Below are 19111 nucleotides of genomic sequence, written 5' to 3' on the forward strand. Positions count from 1 at the left end.
ATTTTATATGACCATGTTGCGAAAAGGGAGTAAATAAATTATATTACATTATGATGCGAATTTTTTCGCAACGAAAATTTTCGCAATGGATGTTTTGCGCTGGAGAGTCAATGAATCCTTTTAAATTCGGCACAATCGTAGAAGATGAATTCTTCACGGACCGCGTGAATGAGTTGGAACAGATTAAGCAGATGCTGGATAGCGAGAATCACCTTGTCCTGATATCTCCGCGCAGGTTTGGTAAAAGTAGTTTGGTGGCTAAGGCGTTGCAACAAATTGGTCGCCCGTCTATTACTGTAGATTTTATGAAGGTCTTGAATGTGGAAGACCTGGCTGCTCAAATTTTGCGTCAGGTGTTTCGACTGCATAAGTTCGAGAAGATAAAACACTTCATGAAACATTTTCGAGTCGTGCCTACGCTTTCGTACAATCCGGTGACTGACGGCATGGACGTGAGTTTTGTGCCTTCGGTGGGAAAAGCTTCTGTGATGTTGGAAGATTCCCTTGATTTGTTGGAAAAGGTGTCTTCTGCAAAGGATCGCCTCATTGTGGTGTTCGATGAGTTTCAGGAGGTAAACTCTATCGACAAGACTCTTTCGAAACAATTGCGTGCTATTATGCAACGGCAGAAAGGGCTGAACTACATATTCATGGGGAGTCAGGAATCCATGATGGAGGAAATATTCGAAAAGAAAAAGTCTCCGTTCTTCCATTTTGGCGAACGCATGAACCTGAAAAAAATCCCGTACGACGATTTCTATAGCTATGTCGAATGTCGCCTGCCCAGGATGCCCGCCTCGCAGAAGGCCTCCATTACCGAGGAAATATTGAAATTTACAAATGTTCACCCCTATTATACGCAGCAACTTGCGGCAGCAGTCTATAATGCCATCGTGTATGGCAAGATAACGGAAAATGTCGTCGTTTATGCAATAAAGAGGCAGGTGGAGGAACATTCTTTGGACTACGAACGTCTATGGATGAATATGAATCGCACCGATCGAAAGGTAATGTTGACTCTTGCAAACGGGAACAACCCCTTAACCGACAGATCTGTACCATCCAGCACGGCGTTCAGTTCTATTAAGCGCTTGTTGAAACAGGGATATGTGATTAAGACTACTGGCTATGAACTTGAAGATCCGTTCTTTGGTGAATGGATTTTGGGAAATTAAGTAAAACTGATGTATTCTCGTTTTTTTAAGCGTCCTATCGATTTCTTCTGTGCGCTCGCGGCAATATGCGTGTTGAGCCCGTTGCTTGTGTTGCTCACTGCTGTCGGTGCCGTTAAAATGAAGGGCAATCCCTTTTTTACGCAACCGCGCCCCGGTAAAGACGAAAAGATCTTCAAGCTGGTCAAGTTCCGTTCTATGACCAACGAACGCGATGCTACGGGCAAGTTGCTACCCGATGACGTTCGCCTGAACGCTTACGGCAAGTTCCTGCGCAGCACCAGCCTGGATGAACTCCCGGAACTGTTCAACATTCTTAAGGGCGACATGGCTGTAATTGGCCCGCGCCCGCAGCTGGTGCGCGACATGGTCTTTATGACCCCGGAACAGCGCAAACGCCATACCGTACGGCAGGGGCTTAGTGGCCTCGCGCAAATCAATGGTCGTAACGCCGTGACTTGGGAAACCAAAATCGCCTTTGACTTGCAGTATATCCAGAACATTACCTTCTGGGGGGACGTGAAGATTATCCTCACTACGCTGAACAAGGCGTTCATTAAGCGCTCGGACATTACCGAAGAAAATTGCGATACCGCCACCGATCTTGGCGACTACCTGCTTGCTTCTGGCAAGATTACCCGCGAAGAGTATGACCGGGGCCAGGCCGAAGCCATGCGGCTGATACAGGAGGCGGGGTAATGCTTTACAAATTAGCTCACATTCTTCGAGATAGATTCGGATTTCTTTGGAATTTGATAGAATGGGGCAACGCCTTTGTCTTTGCGTTGACCCATAAATCGGCACTGAATAAAATTCCTGCAATATTGAAGGAATGTTCTGGACAGTATACGCTCCGCATGGCAGAATGTGCCGATGCAGCCCCCTTGGCGGAATTCTTTTCGGAACAACCCGAAGAATCTTTTGAGTTCTTTAAGCCCCATGCATTCGACGAAAAGACTCTGGCAAAAATCATTCGCAATAAAGCTTTTTTGACTTTCTTGGTTTTAGATGGCGAAAAGATTGTAGGCTATTTCTTTTTACGCTGCTTTGTGAATGGAAAGAGCTTTAGAGGTCGTATTGTTGATTATCGATGGAGAAATAGAGGGATAGCTAAGTTGATGGGACTGGTGATGAATAAACTTATTGCTTTGCTAAATGTACGCTTGTTTGGTTCGATTTCTCCGGATAACTATGCTTCGCTTGAGTCAACAAAAGCTGTGAACGACATTCATGTTATAAAAGTATTGGATAATGGATATTATTATGTTGAATATTTGCCAAAGGAATAAATAATGAAAATCCTGTATGTAACAACAATTTCCAATACAATGACTTTTTTTGTTGAGCATATAAAAATGCTTATGAAGGAAGGGCATACTGTTGATTTGGCTTGTTCTAGTGCGTTAAAGCCCGTAAATCCTGTATATAAAGAAATTGGCTGTAATATTTATGATATTCCTTTTTCAAGATCTCCGTTGAGTAGGAAAAATTTGACTGCATATAGGATGCTTAAGCATCTTATCGAGACTGGGCATTATGATATAGTTCATACACATACGCCGAATGCATCAATGCTTACGAGATTGGCTTGCCGTAAGGTGCGTAAACAAGGTACAAAGGTGTTCTATACGGCTCATGGCTTTCATTTTTTTAAGGGTGCGCCAATAAAGAATTGGCTGTTATTCTATCCTGTTGAAAAAATTTGTGCAAAATATACTGATGTTCTGATTACTATAAATAAGGAAGATTATGCATTGGCGCAAAAGAAAATGCATGCGTCAAAAGTATATTATGTTCCTGGTGTTGGTGTGGATTTGCAAAAAATTAGAGAAATCCAGAGCAATCGTGACGAAATGCGGTCTTCAATGGGTGTTCCCAAGGATTGTATTTTGTTACTTTCGATTGGTGAACTAAATTGTAATAAAAACCACCAAATTGTTGTACGAGCTTTAGCGAATCTAAAAAATTCTAATGTTCACTATGCTGTTGCCGGTGTTGGTAATCAGCATGATGAACTCTTGAAATTGGCTAAGTCGTTAGGTGTTGGGGATAGATTCCATTTGCTTGGTTATAGGACTGATGCTCTAAAGCTGTATAAAGCTGCGGATGTGTTTGTTTTCCCGTCGTTCCGAGAAGGCCTATCTGTTTCTATGATGGAGGCGATGGCCTGTGGCTTGCCGATTGTTTGCTCTGAAATTAGAGGTAATGTTGATTTGGTTCAAAATGGAAAAGGTGGTTTTTATTTTAAACCCGATAATTTAAATGCTGTCCAAGAAGTTCTTGAAAAAATAACCGAATCACCTGATTTAAGAAAAGAGTTCGGCTTATGGAATGGTGCTGCTATTGAAAACTTTGGAATAAAAAATGTCTTGGCAAATATGAAGGATATACTACTATGAAAATAATACATCTGTTAAATACAGGAAAGTTTTCTGGAGCCGAAAATGTCGCTTGCCAAATCATTGATTTGATGAGGCCTGATGTTGAATGCGTCTATTGCAGTCTTGACGGAAACATAAGGAATGTCTTAGAAAAACGAAATGTCATATTTGAGCCCATTTCGAGCATGTGTGTTCGGGAAATCAAACGTGTTATAAACAAGGTTAAACCGGATGTAATTCATGCACATGATATGCGAGCGTCTTTTTATGCTGCGTTAGCATGCGGATCTATACCCCTAATTTGCCACATTCATAACAACGCATACGATTCAAGAAGAATCAACTTAAAAAGTATTCTTTTCTTTTACGCAGCCTTAAAAGCAAAGCATATCTTTTGGGTTTCCGACACATCTTTTTCTGGTTATTGTTTTCATTCATTTCTATCCTCGAAGAGCTCAATTCTTCTGAATGTCATAAATGTTGAAAAAGTTTATGAAAAAATGAAATGCGATGTGAATTCTTATTCATATGACATCACTTTTATTGGACGACTAACATATCAAAAGAATCCAGAACGATTGATAGAAGTTGCAAAAAAATTGCTTAAAGTTTTACCGTCTTTCAAGGCGGCGATTATTGGGGATGGCCCTTTAAAAGGTGAAATGGAAAAACTGATTAAAGAAAATAATTTAGAAAACAATGTTTTTTTACTGGGTTTTCAAGAAAACCCATATAAAATACTTAAAGACTCAAAAGTGATGTTACTTGTTTCTAGATGGGAAGGCCTTCCTATGTGTGTTCTAGAAGCATTGGCATTAGGTGTTCCCGTTGTTTCGACGCCTACCGATGGTATAAGTTCTGTTATAAAGAACGAAAATAATGGATATATTTGTGAAAATGATGATGAAATAATTCTTAATTTGAAAAAAATTCTTAGTAATAACATTCTATATAACCAAATGCATGACAACTGCATTGAGAATGCTTTAAAACATAATGATAATGATCTGTACAAAAAAAAGATCCTAGAGGTGTATAAAAAAAGCAAGAGTAAATAAAAAAAAGGAGCAGTGATGAAAATAGTGTTCTATATAGGGTGGCTGGCAAGAGGTGGCGCAGAACGAGTCATTTCTACCTTAGCTAATATGTTGAATAAAGAAGGCTATTCATGCATTGTCGTAACATCGTATAAGGCTGAAAATGAATATCGGCTAGATGAAGGCGTTAAACGAATTGTTCTTGTTGAAGGTAATAAGCGCAATTTCCTGAAAGATAATATTAAACAGTTATGGGGCTTAAGAAAAATTTTGAAAAAAGAAGAGCCTCACACTGTAGTCTCTTTTATGGGGGAACCTAATTTTAGAATGCTTATAGCATCAATTGGAATCTCCTGTAGAAAAATTATATCTGTAAGAAATGATCCTTCTAAAGAGTATTCCCGCAAACTGTATCGTTTTTTGGCGAAAATTCTTTTTCCAATGGCAGATCATGTAGTCTTTCAAACTGAAGATGCAAAAAAATGGTTTCCTGAAAGAATTCAAAAAAAATCCAGTATTATTTTTAATCCTGTTGGAGAAACGTTTTTCCAAATGAAATATGATGGTTTTAGAAGAAATCTTGTTACGACAGGAAGACTTGTTCCTCAAAAAAATCATGAACTATTGATTAGAGCATTTGCTAAGGTCGTGAATGAGCTAGATGATGATTTATATATATATGGTGATGGTCCACTAAAGGAACATTTGATTAAGTTGGTTCATGATCTTAACTTGCAAGATAGAGTTTTTCTTCCAGGTGCAACAAAAAATGTTGCAGATGAAATCAAATCCGCTCGCATTTTTATTTTATCATCTGATTATGAAGGGTTGCCAAATTCTTTAATGGAGGCAATGGCTTTGGGAATACCATGTTTGTCTACTGATTGTCCTTGCGGCGGACCCAAAGCTCTTCTTAATGAAGAATATTTATTTGCTAAAGGCGATATACATGGATTGGCAAAGATGTTATCTAAAACCAGAAAAGCATCCTTTTTTGAAAAAAATTATAAAGTTGAAGTTGAATCCTTTAGGCTAAGCAATATATATGAGAAATGGATTAATGTGTTAGATTAGTGGAATTTCTAATGTTGGTGTATATTCTTAACTATTTATTTGTTTTAGTTTGGGGGTGTTTGAAGAATTGCCGATATACAGTAATTCTCATTGGAATTCAATTATTTGCCATTCTTGCATTTCGTTCTGATTCCTTAGGCGTTGATCTAGATAACTATGATTGGGAATATTCTTATTTACAAACTTTTTCGTTTAAGGAAATATTATTATCGTTACGACCTTTTTCGAATGCGCAAATGCTTGCTGGGGCCGAATCAGGGTTTGTTTTGCTAAATTGGCTTTTTGGATTTAGTGGATTAAGTTTTCATGCATTTTTGGTTTTTCATGCTGCTGTATGCGTGTCATCTGTCTGTTACTTTGTTTTTAAATATTCTCGGATTCCATGGCTAAGTTTAGCTATTGTCATTGCTTTGGGAATGCATAATTTAATGTTCTGTATTTTGCGACAATCTCTTGCAGTGTCAATACTCTATTTATCAATACCTTTTATTGTACAACGAAAATTTTTGAAGTTTTTAGGAATGGTTTTTTTAGCATCTCAGTTTCATGTTGTCTCTTGGTTCTTTCTTCCTTTATTTTGGTTGTCTAATATGACTGTTAATTATAAAAGAGTTTTAGCTATATTTGGTGCCTCTATTTTTATCTGTGTTGCAAATTCATTTATTTATAATTTCTTTTTTTCAAATGTTTTTGCTGTATTTGGAAAACCATATGAGCTTGGATCGGGAATGACGTATAACAATATGTTTGTTTTTATGTCTTTAATATGTATTGTTATTTTTTTCTTTTATGGAAAAGAAATGGTGTTTAATAAAATAGAAACAACCCTGTTTTGGGGAGCTTTGTTGTCTGTCCCTGTGCAAGCTTTTGGATTTTTTATTCCTATTTTCTCTAGAGCTGCTATAGGTATTTTTTTGCCAATGTCTTCTATATTAATATCTAATATGATTGCAAAAGAAAAAAAGGAGCGTGTTTTCTTTTTTTCGTTTATGTGTTTTTTACTTTTCTTTGGTTATTATTTATTTGTGTCTAGTTCTTCAAACCTTCATATAATTCCTTATAGGTCTATTTTTGAGTAATAATATGAGTAAATTGACTAAAATTGTTCATTTTTTAAAAAATGATCGGCGAACTTTTTTTGCAATTTTATTGCGAAAATATGGTTTCTTTTTGCCAGACAAATTGTATTTGAACCTAATGTTTTATATTGAAATAGGGGAAAAACTTAATTTAAAAAATCCTAAAACATATAATGAAAAACTGCAATGGCTGAAATTGCATGATAGAAACCCACTTTATTCAGTGTTGGTTGATAAATATGCTGTAAAAAAATGGGTGGCTGATAAAATTGGAAAGCAATATCTTATTCCGACGATCGGGGTGTGGAATCAATTTGATGAAATTGATTTTGAAAAATTACCAAATCAATTTGTTTTGAAATGTACACATGATTCAGGAGGTCTAATTATTGTAAAAGACAAACATAATTTTGATGTGGCTTCTGCTAGAAAAAAAATAGGGACATGTTTAAAACAAGAATATTATTATTCAAGTCGTGAATGGCCGTATAAAAATGTAGTTCCTAGAATTATTGCGGAACCGTATATGGAGGATGAATTTGGGGAACTGAAGGACTACAAATTTTTTTGTTTTAACGGAGAAGTTAAAGCACTTTTTATTGCGTCGGATCGACAAAATGAGACTGACGAAACAAAATTTGATTTTTTTGATAGAGATTTTAATCATCTGCCATTTACAAAAGGTCATCCAAATGCAAAAAAAGTTCCAGATAAACCGCTAATGTTTGAAAAAATGATTGAGTTGGCAGAAAAAATGTCAAAAGGAATACCACATGTTCGGGTTGATTTTTATGAAATTGGAATGGATATATATTTTGGAGAAATGACTTTTTTTAGTGGTGGGGGCTTCGTGCCGTTTGAGCCGGAAGAATGGGATTATACATTTGGGTCGTGGATTAATTTATAAAAAAACTTTAAAATAATAGGACGTTATTATGCTTTCGCAAAAACGAAAACTTCATTTAACATCTGGATTTGCCTTGTTTATGCAAATCTTTACGATGGTGTATGGTTTCGTTTTGCCAAGATTATTTCTAGAATATTACGGCAGTGCTGTAAATGGGTTGGTTTCTTCTATAACACACTTCCTAGGCTTTATTACACTTGCAGAATGTGGCGTAGGGGCAGTTGTCCAGTCTGCTCTTTATAAACCTTTGGCACAAAAAGATACTTCTGAAATATCACGGATTGTTATTTCTGCAGAACATTTTTTTAGAAATATTGCCAAACTTTTGTTATGTTATACGATTGTTTTGACAGTTCTTTTTCCTAGTATAATTAATGAGCAATTTGATTTTATTTATACAGGTAGTTTGATTCTCATAATTTCAATATCTTCTTTTGCACAGTATTATTTTGGTATAACATATCGCCTGCTGCTTAATTCGGATCAATTTGGATTTGTTCCTATATGTGTGCAAATTATCGCGTTATCTTTAAATCTTGTACTGAATGTTATTTTGATGAAATTGGGCTTTTCAGTGCATGTTGTTAAATTCGCGTCCTCATTCGTTTTTCTTCTTCAGCCATTAACAATTTCCTTTATAGCTAATAGATGGTATCGAATTGATAGATCTTGTAAACCTGATAAAACCGCTATACCTCAAAAATGGAATGGTTTGGCACAGCACATTTCTTCTGTTGTTTTGCAAAGCTCTGGAGTTGTTGTTTTGACTTTTTTATCAACACTTGAGAATGTATCTGTTTATACAATTTATAATTTAGTTATTGTGGGAGTTCGTTCTTTGACGATGTCTTTTACTAGTGGAATGCAGGCATTCTTAGGAAATATTTTTGCAAAAGGTGATTTGAGTCTTTTTAGGAAAAAATTTGATTCATTTGAATGGCTTTTGCATTTTGTTGTTTCTATTGTATTTTCGATAACAGCTGTTTTAATTGTTCCGTTTGTTAAGGTTTATACCAAAGGAATAACTGATGTAAATTACATTGTTCCTTTATTTGGTATGATATTAACTTTAGCCTGGGGAATGTATTGCATTCGTTTACCTTACAATATTGTTGTTCTTGCTGTCGGTCATTACAGGCAAACCCAATTAAGTGCCATTATTGAAGTCATTTTAAATTTATTCGTTTCCGTATTGCTAGTCATACAATGGGGGATTGTTGGTGTGGCTGTTGCAACTTTTGTTGCAATGGTGTATAGAACATGTTATCTTGCATGGTATGTTTCTAGAAATGTTGTTCAACGAAGTTTATTCTTTTTTGTAAAACATATTTGTGTGGACATCATTTCGGTTGCGGTATTTTTCGGCATTCTTTTTTTAGTTTATGGTGTTGTTAATGAGATTTCGCCAAATTCTTATAATGAGTGGTTCTTGCATGCGGCTAAAGTTTCGATAATCGGAATTTTGTCAATAACGGGGGTTAATTGTGTGTTTTATTATGAAAAAACATCAGAATTGGTAAAAAAAATATTGAATAAAAGTTGATATTGATAGGGATTATACTACTTTTATTTTTTAGATATGCAGGTTTTTATGTCTGAAGAAAAAAATATCGCAAACAACAATTTACACGTTCCTTTAGCTCAGTTGAGCAATTCATCAACTCTTTTTGAGGCTCTTTCCTTAATTTGGTTGAAGAAGTTTGTTGTTTTTTTGTTCTCGCTTGCCGCAATAATTATTGGTGCTGGCTACGCCATGTGGGTTCGTCCACAGTACACAAGCGATGTTCTTTTACAGGTGAATGTTAAGGGAGGAAGCAGTAAAGCAACAAAAGCTTTTGGTGAAATGGGGGCTGTTCTTGAAATGGCTAGTCCTGCTGATGCAGAAATTCAACTCATCAAAAGCCGAATGGTACTTAGTTATGTTGTAGCAGCTGAGCATATGCACATAAAGGCGGTCCCTATTGGTTTTTGGGATAGGCTTACGCATAAAGAAGGACGAATGGATATTGATTCATTAAACATTCCTTTGAAGCTTCGTGCGAAAACATGGACTGCTATTGTGAAAGACAGCAATTCCTATTCTTTAATCAATCCTGAAGGTAAGTCAATTCTTGAAGGTAAAGTAGGAAAACTTTATACCATTAAGCATGCAAATGATACACTTTCGATTCGAGTGAATTATATGGATGCAAACATTAATCAAAAATTTAAGCTCATTCAAGGTTCTCGGTTGAAGGCAGAACGAACTTTGGAGAGGGTTCTGAATGTTACTGAAAAGGGAAAACAAACGGGAATCATCTCAATTCGTTTTAGCCATCGCTATCCTGATCGTGCAGCCTCTATTTTGAATACCATAGCAAAGACTTATTTGCGACAAAATGTAGAGATGCGCAGTGCCGAAGCTGAAAAAACATTGGAGTTCCTCGAAAGTCAGTTGCCTGGTGTTAAGGCTAAATTGGATAGTGCAGAAAAGATTCTAGCCGATTATCGTTACAGCATAGGTTCTGTGGATATTGGTGGCGAAACAAAAGCCCACTTGGATAAAGAAAGCCAGCTGCAGCGCCAGATTATGCAATTGGAGCAAGAACGACAAGCTGCCATGCGTTTATTTAAGGCGGAGCACCCGAATGTTCAGACTATTATAAAACAGCAAAATAAGCTACGAGCCGAACTGGCTCAACTCAAGAAGAATGCCGAAAAGATGCCTTTGACTCAGCAAGAAGTGAACCGCTTACAAGAAGAAGTGGCGGTGAACAATGAAGTCTATACCAATATGCTGAACAATATTCAGCAGTTGCGTGTAGTCCGTGCCGGTGAAGTGGGGAATGTACGCATTGTGGATTTTGCTCAAATAGAGCAGGTTCAAAGTAAGCCTAATAAAACTCGTATATTAATGACGTCTGCAGCAGTAGGTTTTTTATTAGGCGTTTTATTTGTATTTCTAATGCATATGCTCAAAAATGGTGTGCGTAGTTCCTCTGAAATTGAGCGTGAAACGGGCTTGAGCGTATTTGCAAAGATTCCTCAATCTGCTAATAAAATATTGCGTGGACACCGGCATCTGCACCATGGGCGCCCCTTTGTATTGCAAGAATGTGATGATAGTGTTTGTGAGGCGTTCCGCGCTTTACAGACTGCCTTGGCTTTCTTGATGCCCAATCCGGAGCATTCGGTGATTTTGGTCATGGGCCTTATTCCGGGTGCGGGCAAGAGCTTTGTTTCTTTGAATTTAGCCGCAACCATGGCCGCTAGTGGCAAAAAGATTTTATTGATTGATGCCGACATGCGCCGCGGTGTTATTCACAGTGGGTGTAAGTTCGGCTTGGCAGATGTGCTGCTTGGCTTGGCGACGCTGGATACTGCAGCTGTTTCTAAATACGAAGATAATTTGTTTGTGATGAACGCGGGCAAGACAAAACTTGCCGCCTGCGAATTGTTGCGTGGCGATGCCATGGATAAACTGCTGAAAGAAGCCCGCCAAAAATATGATTTGGTGATTGTGGATACTCCGCCGCTGAATTTGGTGACCGATACGGAACTGATTTGCCCTCTGGTGGATTACTCCTTGTATGTGCTACATTATGGTCGCCACAGTATGGAAGAAATCAAGGAAACCGTCGAACGAGTGAAGCGTTATTCCGATAAGCCGGGTGCAATCGTAATGAACCATTGCGAGCGCGAACCGGGCCGTTATGGCTACGGGGATTATGGCAAGGGACGCTACGGAAAGTAAAATTTTTTGTGGAATATTCTACTTTGGATTAAAAAATAGGCGTAAAAGCCTGTTTTTGTGAGCGTCCGCACTTTACGAGGGGTGCGGAAAAATATATATTTGTAAAAAAAAATTAGGTTGGTTGAATATATGAGTATTTTCACGAAAATCGCTGTTTTGGGCCTGGTCGCTGGTTTGGCCTGTTCTTTCGCTGCCGAAGAGGGTGAGGTTCTTGGCAAATACGGTGCCGTGACCATCAAATACTTGAATGGTAAAAGGACTGCCATTTTCGATGCCGATTCTAAAGAAACAGTCGAAATCACCGAAGATGTGGTGGCTGACTCTTTCTACTATAGTCGCAATTTCTCTGGGGAATGGGGAAAGCCGGCGACAATTATGTTCCCATTTGTTATCCAAAATGGTTGCATGAGTGAATGGGCTAGTATTTCTAAGATTGATAATATCGTAAATGCTCAAACATGGGCTATTTATGCAAGTCCCGTCCAAGATACTGAAGCGAATACGCCTTATTTTTTACGTGTGAGTAAAGATCATATATCTTTAGCTAATGATCACTGTTACCCGATTACTTTGAATACCACGACTGGTGGTAACAAAGCATATGCCTTTGGTCCGTGGGAGTTTACGGGAACCTATACTTACAAGGCTTGGGAAACGGGCGATCCGGAACTGGGCTACGTTTATGGTTTTGCCGCTAAAGAAAAAGAAGTTGACGGAAAGATGATTCATCAAGGTCAATTTGTTAAGGGTAAGGCGGGGGCCTATGTCCGTCCCTTGCGAGCCTATATGAAGTACAATCCCAAGAAAAAGGCTCTCTCTAAGGATGCCGATGGTGAATCGGTGGCCGCTTTGACTCCCGATGAATTGCCTGCAACAATTGATGTGATTTTCTTGGATGAAAATGGCCAAACTACGGCAATCCATTCCTTGAATACCTATACCGGTGAGTTCACCAATAGCTCTACGGGTTGGTACGACATGAAGGGCCGCAAGCTCAATAAGAAGCCGACCGTTAAGGGTAATTACTTCTATAACGGCAAGAAAGTGACCATCAAGTAGGGGGCGGCAATGAAGACTGAGTTTTGGAAAAAAGAATACGTGGCGCCCAAGATGACCATCCTGGATATGCGCGGCGAAATGAGCCTGCTTGCAGGTTCTGGTCCTTTTGACGATGGTTCCGATGCCGACGAGTACGATGACGAATTCGGCTTTAACCTTAATAAAGGGACGGACCGCCACGCGTAGTAGCGCTGTACGCGATAACCGTTTGTCCGCTGTATTTTTCGACCTGTTGCGGACGGCCTTAGGCGATGCGCCGGGTGAATTGGTCGAATTGAATGCCGAAGAGTGGAACGGGCTGTATAAGCAGGTTGCCCGTCAGTCACTCCTCGGCGTTGTTTTTTATGGGCTGCAGCGGGTGTACCCCGATATAGAAAGCCGGATGCCCAAGGACCTGTACCTTAAGTGGTTTTACCAGGCCGAGGCCATTCGCGGGCTGAACCAGACCCATTACGAACTTTCAAAAAAGTTGACGTCGCTTTTTGCTGAGCAGGACGCGAAGTCCGTTATTCTTAAGGGACAGTCCAATTCGCGGATCTACCCGGACAAGTTTATTCGGCAGACTGGCGATATCGATATTTGGGTGGCAGGTGGCCGCGACAGGGTGGTCTCGTTGCTTTCTCAGATGGGGTTGCTAGAGAAGGGGAAGTTCTCTGCACATGAGGTGACTCTCCCCAGGGATGTTTTCGGGGTCGATGTAGAGGTACACTTTAACTACATCTACGATTGTCGGAACCCCTTTGCGAACAAACGCTTAAAACAGATTCTTTCGTACGAAATTGAGAATCCGGTGGCGGTGGGCGAGGGGTTCAACGTGGCTTCGAATAAATTCTCGCTGCTGATGCAGCTTTCGCATATTCGCAAGCATTTGCTGGGGCAGGGGGTGGGTTTCCGCCAGATTATGGACTATGCGGTGCTGCTGCAGGCGTCCAAGGAGTCGGAACGTGCCGAGGTCAGCGAGGCGCTGGCCAAGACGGGGCTTAGGCCCATGGCGGGGGCGCTCATGTGGGTGCTTTCGGAATGTCTCGGGCTAAAAGACGAATACCTGCTCTGTGCTCCGGATGCTTCGCGCGGGCGTGTTCTGCTTGCAGAAATGTCCGATGACGGGAACTTCGGCAAGAATGCCAAGCGCAAGCGCGGCGGCGTATTTATGTGGTGGGTGAGGAACAGGCTGCGCCTGGTGCGCATGCTGTCTTTCGATTTTCCCGAGGTTTCTTGGTTCTTGCTCCGCTATTGGGGCGTGTTCCTGTACTATATACCAAAACGCCTGTACTTGTTGTACAAGTACAAGCGTTAATTTGCTTAAAGTTTTTGTTGGCGGTTACTTGAACTTGGCGGAGAAATTTGCTCCGTTGGTGACTTGCACCTTTCTCGGGTTTTCGGTATTGCCGTCGGTCCAGCCGTCGAAAATTCTTCCGGCTTCGGGAACGGCCGTGAGAACCATGTCTACGTCGGCAAAGAATTTACCCTGGTAGTTGGAGCTGGGGAGGCGCATTCCGTCGACCAGGACGGTGCCGCTGCCGCTAGCTGCGATGGTCACGGTAGCTTCGCTCTGGAGGTTGAAATAGGTGGCAAGTTCCTGCCTGAAGGTTTCGGTGCGGTTCTGGGCGAATCTCAGGATGTCGGCGCCGGAAGGAGACCAGTTGTACTTTGCCTGGTTGCGGGGCCAGCGCTGTTCGTCGCGGGACTGTTCGGAGCTGGGGAGCATTTCCAGTTGCTTCTTGATGGCCTGCTGGACCTTTTCGTAGGTCAGGTAGTCGTTCAAGAGGATGCAAGCCTGGTTGATGAACAGGTGCCTGAAATCGGGGTTTTCCAGGAGCTTCTTGAGCATGTTGCCGATGGTGGTATTGCCGCCCATGCCAAAGCCCATGCCGCCGCCGATGCCGCCTTGGCCCGGGGTGGTCTGGTTGCCGCCATTGTTATTTTCGGTGGCGCTACCCAGTACCCACTGGAACATGTTCTGGCTTTCGGTGTCGAAGCCCATGATGCCCGGGGTAAAGCCGTAACCGTGGTCCACGTCGAAGATCATGAACTTGAAGGGGTATCCGTTCTGCGGGCTGCCCCAGGCGCGAATGTTGTTGTTGGGCCAGTCGCCGTTGTGGATGTACATTTCGGCGACCATGTACTGGGCGAAACTGTTGACGTTCAGCTTTTCCTTGAGCTGGGCGTAAGACTGGTTGTTCTCGCCGGCGAAGTTGCCGCCGGTAATGGAATTTACCACCTGGCCGAATTCGGTGCTGGAGGCCCCGTTGGTACCGCTGGGGGCCCATCCGTTGACGCAGCCCTGGTCGCCATTGGCGCAGTTCTTGACCACGTTGATGCTCTTGGAATCGATACCGTAGTTGGTTTCGACAAAGCTTCTGTTCAGGCGTTCGCGCAGGTCGTGAATGCCGAAGTATTCGCCGTTGTAGAACACCACTACCTGGAGGCTACGCTGGTAATCCACGTCGGTGCCTTCCATCAGGCTCACCAGCATGGGGTCGCCAAAGTAGTCGGTCCAGAAACGGTTGCCGTTGTTGCGCAGGTTGAAGCTCTTCATCTTCTTGGCTTCGGGGCGGGTCTTGAAGAAAGAATACTTGAGAACCTTGTCGCCGTAGTCGTCGTTGTCCATCTTGATGGCGACGCTCTTCTTGGGCTTGTAGCGGCTGTAGTTACCGATAATCGAGATGCCTGCGTCGATTTCCCAGGTCTTTTCGGTGGTAGAGCTTCCGTTTTCGAAGTATTCCACGTGTACGGGGAATTCGTCGTCTCTCCAGAAGTTTGCCTGCTTGCAGGGTTCTGTACATTTGGGGTTGTTGGTGTCATCGCCACCGACTCCGCCCCAGTTGCCCATGCCAGGATTATTGGTCAAGTCGCCCGTGGCGTACAGACCGTCGGTAGAGTCGAACATGTCGTGGTGATTCACGGTAAGGGCCACCACGGGCATCGACACGTTTTCGCCGATAAAGTAGGTCTGGGTGGTGGTATCGGCCGCCTGGCCGTTCACGAATTCAGAGCAGCGGATAACGGTGTTCTCGGTAATCTGCTTGGCCTGCGTAAGCTGTTCGGAGGCCTGAGTGGGGAAGGAGCCGTCGAAGGTGCAACGGATTTCGCCACCCTTTTGCGGAGTCGGCGGTTCAATGGTCAGGCTGGAATAGAAACCGGCCTTCGGCAAGAAGGTTTCCTTGGCCTTGTGGTTGTCTTCGTATTCCTTCAGGCTACTGGAAGACAGGTAGAGAATGTCTCCCGAAGAAGAACTCTGGGTAGACGGGTTCAAATTGGGGTTCTGGGGGTCGGTGCCGTTGTTTGCCGAAGACGATGTAGGCGTGGTACCGCCCTGGTTGGGGATGTTTACCGGAATCGTGTCGATCTTGCCGGTGTTGGGATCGGTCACCTCGATGCCCGGGACTGTCTCGCCGGTTTCGGGATCCACGTAAGGAACGGTAGGTTTGGTTTCTCCCGTTTCAGGGTTTACGTATTCACCCGTATTCGGGTCGATATAGGGGGATTCTGGCTCTAGCGTGCTGGTGCCCGGATCGACGACGGAGGTCGAATCGTCAGATTTGTCGGAGCAACCAATGAATAATGTACCGGCAACGATAATAGGTAAAAGAACTGATTTTTTTTGCATAACAAGCCCCTGGCTTTTGGCCATTTCTCTCAACACCGATTCTTAAAGTAACAAGATTTTTTTTGAAAAGTGTATTGTTAATGTATTATTTACAGCTTTTTCTTTTGAGTTGATGCATATCACATCTGTTTAAGATTTTTGTGGGGTAAAAAGTTCCGAAATCTTTAATTCTTGAAAATTTCGCAGGATTTTGTGTAAAAAATGTGCGAGGTGAGTCCATGATGCCATGGATGCCGTAGGCATCAAAAATCCCCGCTTTGAGGGCGGGGAGAGATGGCGAAATATGCTCGCCAAAACGGGCGAATTAGCCCGAAAATGTTCTTACTTTTTGCAGCACTTGCATTCGGCGATGCACTTGTATGCGACACCGCCGATCACGCCACCGAGAATCGGGGCTACCCAGAAGAGCCAGAGCTGCTTGATGGCAGCGCCGCCAACGAACACGGCCATGGCAGTAGAGCGGGCCGGGTTCACGGAGGTGTTGGTCACCGGGATAGAGATGAGGTGAATGAGCGTGAGGCAGAGACCGATTGCGATTGGAGCAAAGCCTGCCGGAGCGCGGCCATCGGTAGCGCCCATGATCACGAACAGGAAGATAGCTGTGAGCACGGTTTCGATGAGGAATGCGGAGAGCATGCCAGAGGTCTTGCCGCCAAAGGCGTTCAGGCCGTCCTTGAGGGAATCGGACCAGCCGTTGGTAGCGAAGGCGCCGATGCCAGCGTTGGTGAGGTCGGGGCATGCTATTGCGTAAAGCAGGGCTGCTGCAATGATACCGCCAATCACCTGGGCGGCGATGTAGGCCGGAGCTTCCTTAGCCGGGAAGCGGCCGCCTGCAACCTGACCGAGCGTAACAGCCGGGTTCAAGTGGCAACCGGAAATGTGGCCAATCGCATAAGCCATGGTGAGCACGGTAAGGCCGAAGGCGAGGGACACGCCCACGTAGCCGATACCAGTAGTCGGGACGCCGCAGGCGAGAACAGCTGCACCGCAGCCGCCAAACACAAGCCAGAACGTGCCGATAGCTTCGGCAATGGCGCGAGTAGAAAGTTTCATTTGATTTTCTCCATATTGAGGGTTGGGGGTTAAGAGTCTGTTTTCAATTTAGTAAAAGAGTTTTTTGAAATAGGGTTTTGGGGTGTGAAAAAAAGTTTTCGTGAGTAAACACACACTCTGGGTAAAAAAAAGAAAACCCCGCTTTCGCGGGGTCTTTCTAGAAGTCCGATTTAGTCGGTCGACTTTACGGACTACTTTTTCTCGGCAGTCTTGGGCATCTGCACGGAGATGTGGATGTCCTGCAGCTGCTGCAGATCCACTTCGCTCGGGCACTGGTCCATCGGGCTAGAAGCGCTGGTGTTCTTTGGGAATGCGATGAAGTCACGGATGGATTCTTCGCCTTCCATGGTAGCCACAACGCGGTCGAGACCGAATGCCAAACCACCGTGCGGAGGAGCGCCGTACTTGAAGGCGTCGACGAAGAAGCCGAACTTTTCCTTCACCTGTTCTTCGGAGAGGCCGAGCAGGCGGAACACCTTTTCCTGGACTTCCGGGTTGTGAATACGGATAGAACCGCCACCGATTTCAACACCGTTAAGCACGAGGTCGTAAGCTTCGGCGTTGCAATCCTTCAGGTTGCCACCGAGCATCATGTCGAGGTGTTCAGGCAACGGGTTGGTGAACGGGTGGTGCATGGCCATGTAGCGGCCTTCGGTGTCGCTGTATTCGAACATCGGGAATTCGGTAATCCAGACAAATTCGCGCTTCTTCGGATCGCGGAGACCCTTGATGCGGGCGACTTCCAAGCGGAGCTGACCCATAGCGGTTGCAGCAACCTTTTCCGGACCGGCGATGAAGAACATCATGTCGCCGCACTTGGCACCGACAGCGTCGCGGAGTTCGTTGAGCTGTTCAGTGGTGAAGAACTTGCCGACCTGGGTTTCCACTTCGTCGTTTTCCTTGACGCGCATCCACACGAGGCCCTTAGAACCGTACTTGGCAACGTAAGCGGTGAGTTCGTCGATCTGCTTGCGGGTGAAGTCCACGCAGCCCTTGGCGGCGATACCGCGGATCTTGCCACCGGCGGCAACGCAGTTCTTGAACACGCCGAATTCGGACTTGGCACCGATTTCAGACACATCGTGGATTTCGAGGTCGAAGCGGAGGTCCGGCTTGTCGGAACCATACTTGAGCATGGCTTCGTGCCACTTCATGCGGCGGATCTTCTTGGGCGGTTCGAAGTCCCAGACCTTGCCGAGAACTTCGGTCACGAACTTGTCGAACATGGCCATCACGTCGTCCTGGTCCACGAAGGACATTTCGACGTCGATCTGCGTAAATTCAGGCTGACGGTCGGCGCGGAGGTCTTCGTCGCGGAAGCACTTCGCAATCTGGAAGTAGCGGTCCATGCCGGCGATCATCAAAAGCTGCTTGTACTGCTGCGGAGACTGCGGGAGGGCGTAGAACTTGCCCGGGTTCACGCGGGACGGCACCAGGTAGTCGCGAGCGCCTTCCGGAGTGGACTTGCAGAGCACCGGAGTTTCAATGTTTTCGAAACCGTTAGAGTAGAAGAAGTCGTACACGGCCTTGAGGAAGCGGCTCTTGAGGAGGAGCTTCTTCTGGATCCACGGACGGCGAAGGTCGAGGTAACGGTACTGCAGGCGCAGGTCGTCGTTTTCCTTGCATTCTTCGTTCGGGTCGTTAATGGCGAGCGGAGAGGTGAGGGCGGCGTTCAAGATTTCGATCTGTTCGATCTTGACTTCGATTTCACCCGTGGCGAGCTTTTCGTTGGTGTTGCCTTCTTCGCGGGCGTAGACCTTACCGGTAACGGTGATCACGTATTCGTTGCGGAGCTGTTCGGCGGTCTTCATCACGTCGACATTGTAGTCCGGGTTGAAGACGATCTGGGTCTTGCCATACTTGTCGCGGAGGTCCACAAAAATCACACCACCATGGTCGCGGCGACGATCCACCCAACCGGCGAGTGTTACGGTCTGGCCAACATCTGCCTTGCGCAGCTGGCCGCAGTTATGAGTACGTTTCATAGTTGTATCCTTGAAGATAAT

At 43.8% G+C, this 19111-nt stretch carries 16 protein-coding genes; 13 read left to right on the plus strand and 3 right to left on the minus strand.

Annotation, left to right across the window (positions count from 1 at the left end; all coding sequences use genetic code 11):
• Positions 1-110 precede the first annotated feature (110 nt).
• The 13 genes from ACJMNB_RS12645 (at position 111) to ACJMNB_RS12705 (ending at position 13739) form a co-directional block, all read left to right on the plus strand.
• The gene (locus ACJMNB_RS12645) at positions 111-1175 is read left to right on the plus strand and encodes an ATP-binding protein (RefSeq protein ID WP_405343033.1); all 1065 of its coding nucleotides are present in this window, start codon (positions 111-113) and stop codon (positions 1173-1175) included.
• A 9-nt stretch (positions 1176-1184) separates the two neighbouring features.
• Positions 1185-1871 carry a sugar transferase gene (locus ACJMNB_RS12650; protein ID WP_405343035.1) on the plus strand — a complete coding sequence of 229 codons (687 nt, stop codon included), beginning with the start codon at positions 1185-1187 and terminating at the stop codon, positions 1869-1871.
• Positions 1871-2461, plus strand: a complete 591-nt coding sequence (locus ACJMNB_RS12655; protein WP_405343037.1) for a GNAT family N-acetyltransferase — start codon at positions 1871-1873, stop codon at positions 2459-2461. The genes ACJMNB_RS12650 and ACJMNB_RS12655 overlap by 1 nt, the downstream gene beginning before the upstream one ends.
• Positions 2462-2464: 3 nt before the next feature.
• Entirely contained in the window at positions 2465-3571 is a 1107-nt protein-coding gene (locus ACJMNB_RS12660) for a glycosyltransferase family 4 protein (protein ID WP_405343039.1), read from the plus strand.
• Positions 3568-4611, plus strand: a complete 1044-nt coding sequence (locus tag ACJMNB_RS12665) for a glycosyltransferase (protein ID WP_405343041.1) — start codon at positions 3568-3570, stop codon at positions 4609-4611. Before ACJMNB_RS12660 ends, ACJMNB_RS12665 begins: the two co-directional genes overlap by 4 nt.
• A 15-nt stretch (positions 4612-4626) precedes the next feature.
• On the plus strand, positions 4627-5664 hold the full coding sequence (locus ACJMNB_RS12670; protein ID WP_405343043.1) for a glycosyltransferase: 1038 nt from the start codon (positions 4627-4629) through the stop codon (positions 5662-5664).
• Positions 5665-5723: 59 nt separating this feature from the next.
• Entirely contained in the window at positions 5724-6743 is a 1020-nt protein-coding gene (locus tag ACJMNB_RS12675) for an EpsG family protein (RefSeq protein ID WP_405343045.1), read from the plus strand.
• 4 nt (positions 6744-6747) lie between these two features.
• The gene (locus ACJMNB_RS12680) at positions 6748-7650 is read left to right on the plus strand and encodes an ATP-grasp fold amidoligase family protein (protein ID WP_405343047.1); all 903 of its coding nucleotides are present in this window, start codon (positions 6748-6750) and stop codon (positions 7648-7650) included.
• Between the two features lie 28 nt (positions 7651-7678).
• Complete coding sequence (locus ACJMNB_RS12685) at positions 7679-9193, plus strand: lipopolysaccharide biosynthesis protein (protein WP_405343049.1); 1515 nt, start codon at positions 7679-7681, stop codon at positions 9191-9193.
• 48 nt (positions 9194-9241) lie between these two features.
• On the plus strand, positions 9242-11383 hold the full coding sequence (locus ACJMNB_RS12690) for a polysaccharide biosynthesis tyrosine autokinase (RefSeq protein WP_405343051.1): 2142 nt from the start codon (positions 9242-9244) through the stop codon (positions 11381-11383).
• A 129-nt stretch (positions 11384-11512) separates the two neighbouring features.
• Positions 11513-12442 carry a hypothetical protein gene (locus ACJMNB_RS12695; RefSeq protein ID WP_405343053.1) on the plus strand — a complete coding sequence of 310 codons (930 nt, stop codon included), beginning with the start codon at positions 11513-11515 and terminating at the stop codon, positions 12440-12442.
• 9 nt (positions 12443-12451) lie between these two features.
• The gene (locus ACJMNB_RS12700) at positions 12452-12628 is read left to right on the plus strand and encodes a hypothetical protein (protein ID WP_405343055.1); all 177 of its coding nucleotides are present in this window, start codon (positions 12452-12454) and stop codon (positions 12626-12628) included.
• A gap of 46 nt (positions 12629-12674) precedes the next feature.
• Positions 12675-13739, plus strand: a complete 1065-nt coding sequence (locus tag ACJMNB_RS12705) for a nucleotidyltransferase family protein (protein ID WP_405343057.1) — start codon at positions 12675-12677, stop codon at positions 13737-13739.
• A gap of 24 nt (positions 13740-13763) precedes the next feature.
• Here the strand turns inward: ACJMNB_RS12705 and ACJMNB_RS12710 are convergent, their stop codons facing one another.
• From ACJMNB_RS12710 to aspS, 3 genes are all read right to left on the minus strand, one after another.
• A complete protein-coding gene (locus ACJMNB_RS12710) occupies positions 13764-16052 on the minus strand; it encodes a CotH kinase family protein (protein WP_405343059.1) in 2289 nt (762 codons plus the stop codon).
• Between the two features lie 321 nt (positions 16053-16373).
• Positions 16374-17105: an aquaporin Z gene (gene aqpZ, locus ACJMNB_RS12715; protein ID WP_405343061.1), complete on the minus strand. Its 732-nt coding sequence runs from the start codon at positions 17103-17105 to the stop codon at positions 16374-16376.
• 191 nt (positions 17106-17296) lie between these two features.
• Entirely contained in the window at positions 17297-19090 is a 1794-nt protein-coding gene (aspS, locus tag ACJMNB_RS12720; RefSeq protein WP_405343063.1) for an aspartate--tRNA ligase, read from the minus strand.
• Positions 19091-19111: the final 21 nt, after the last annotated feature.

Origin of the sequence: Fibrobacter sp., assembly GCF_045131395.1 — a bacterium.
Taxonomy (GTDB): domain Bacteria; phylum Fibrobacterota; class Fibrobacteria; order Fibrobacterales; family Fibrobacteraceae; genus Fibrobacter.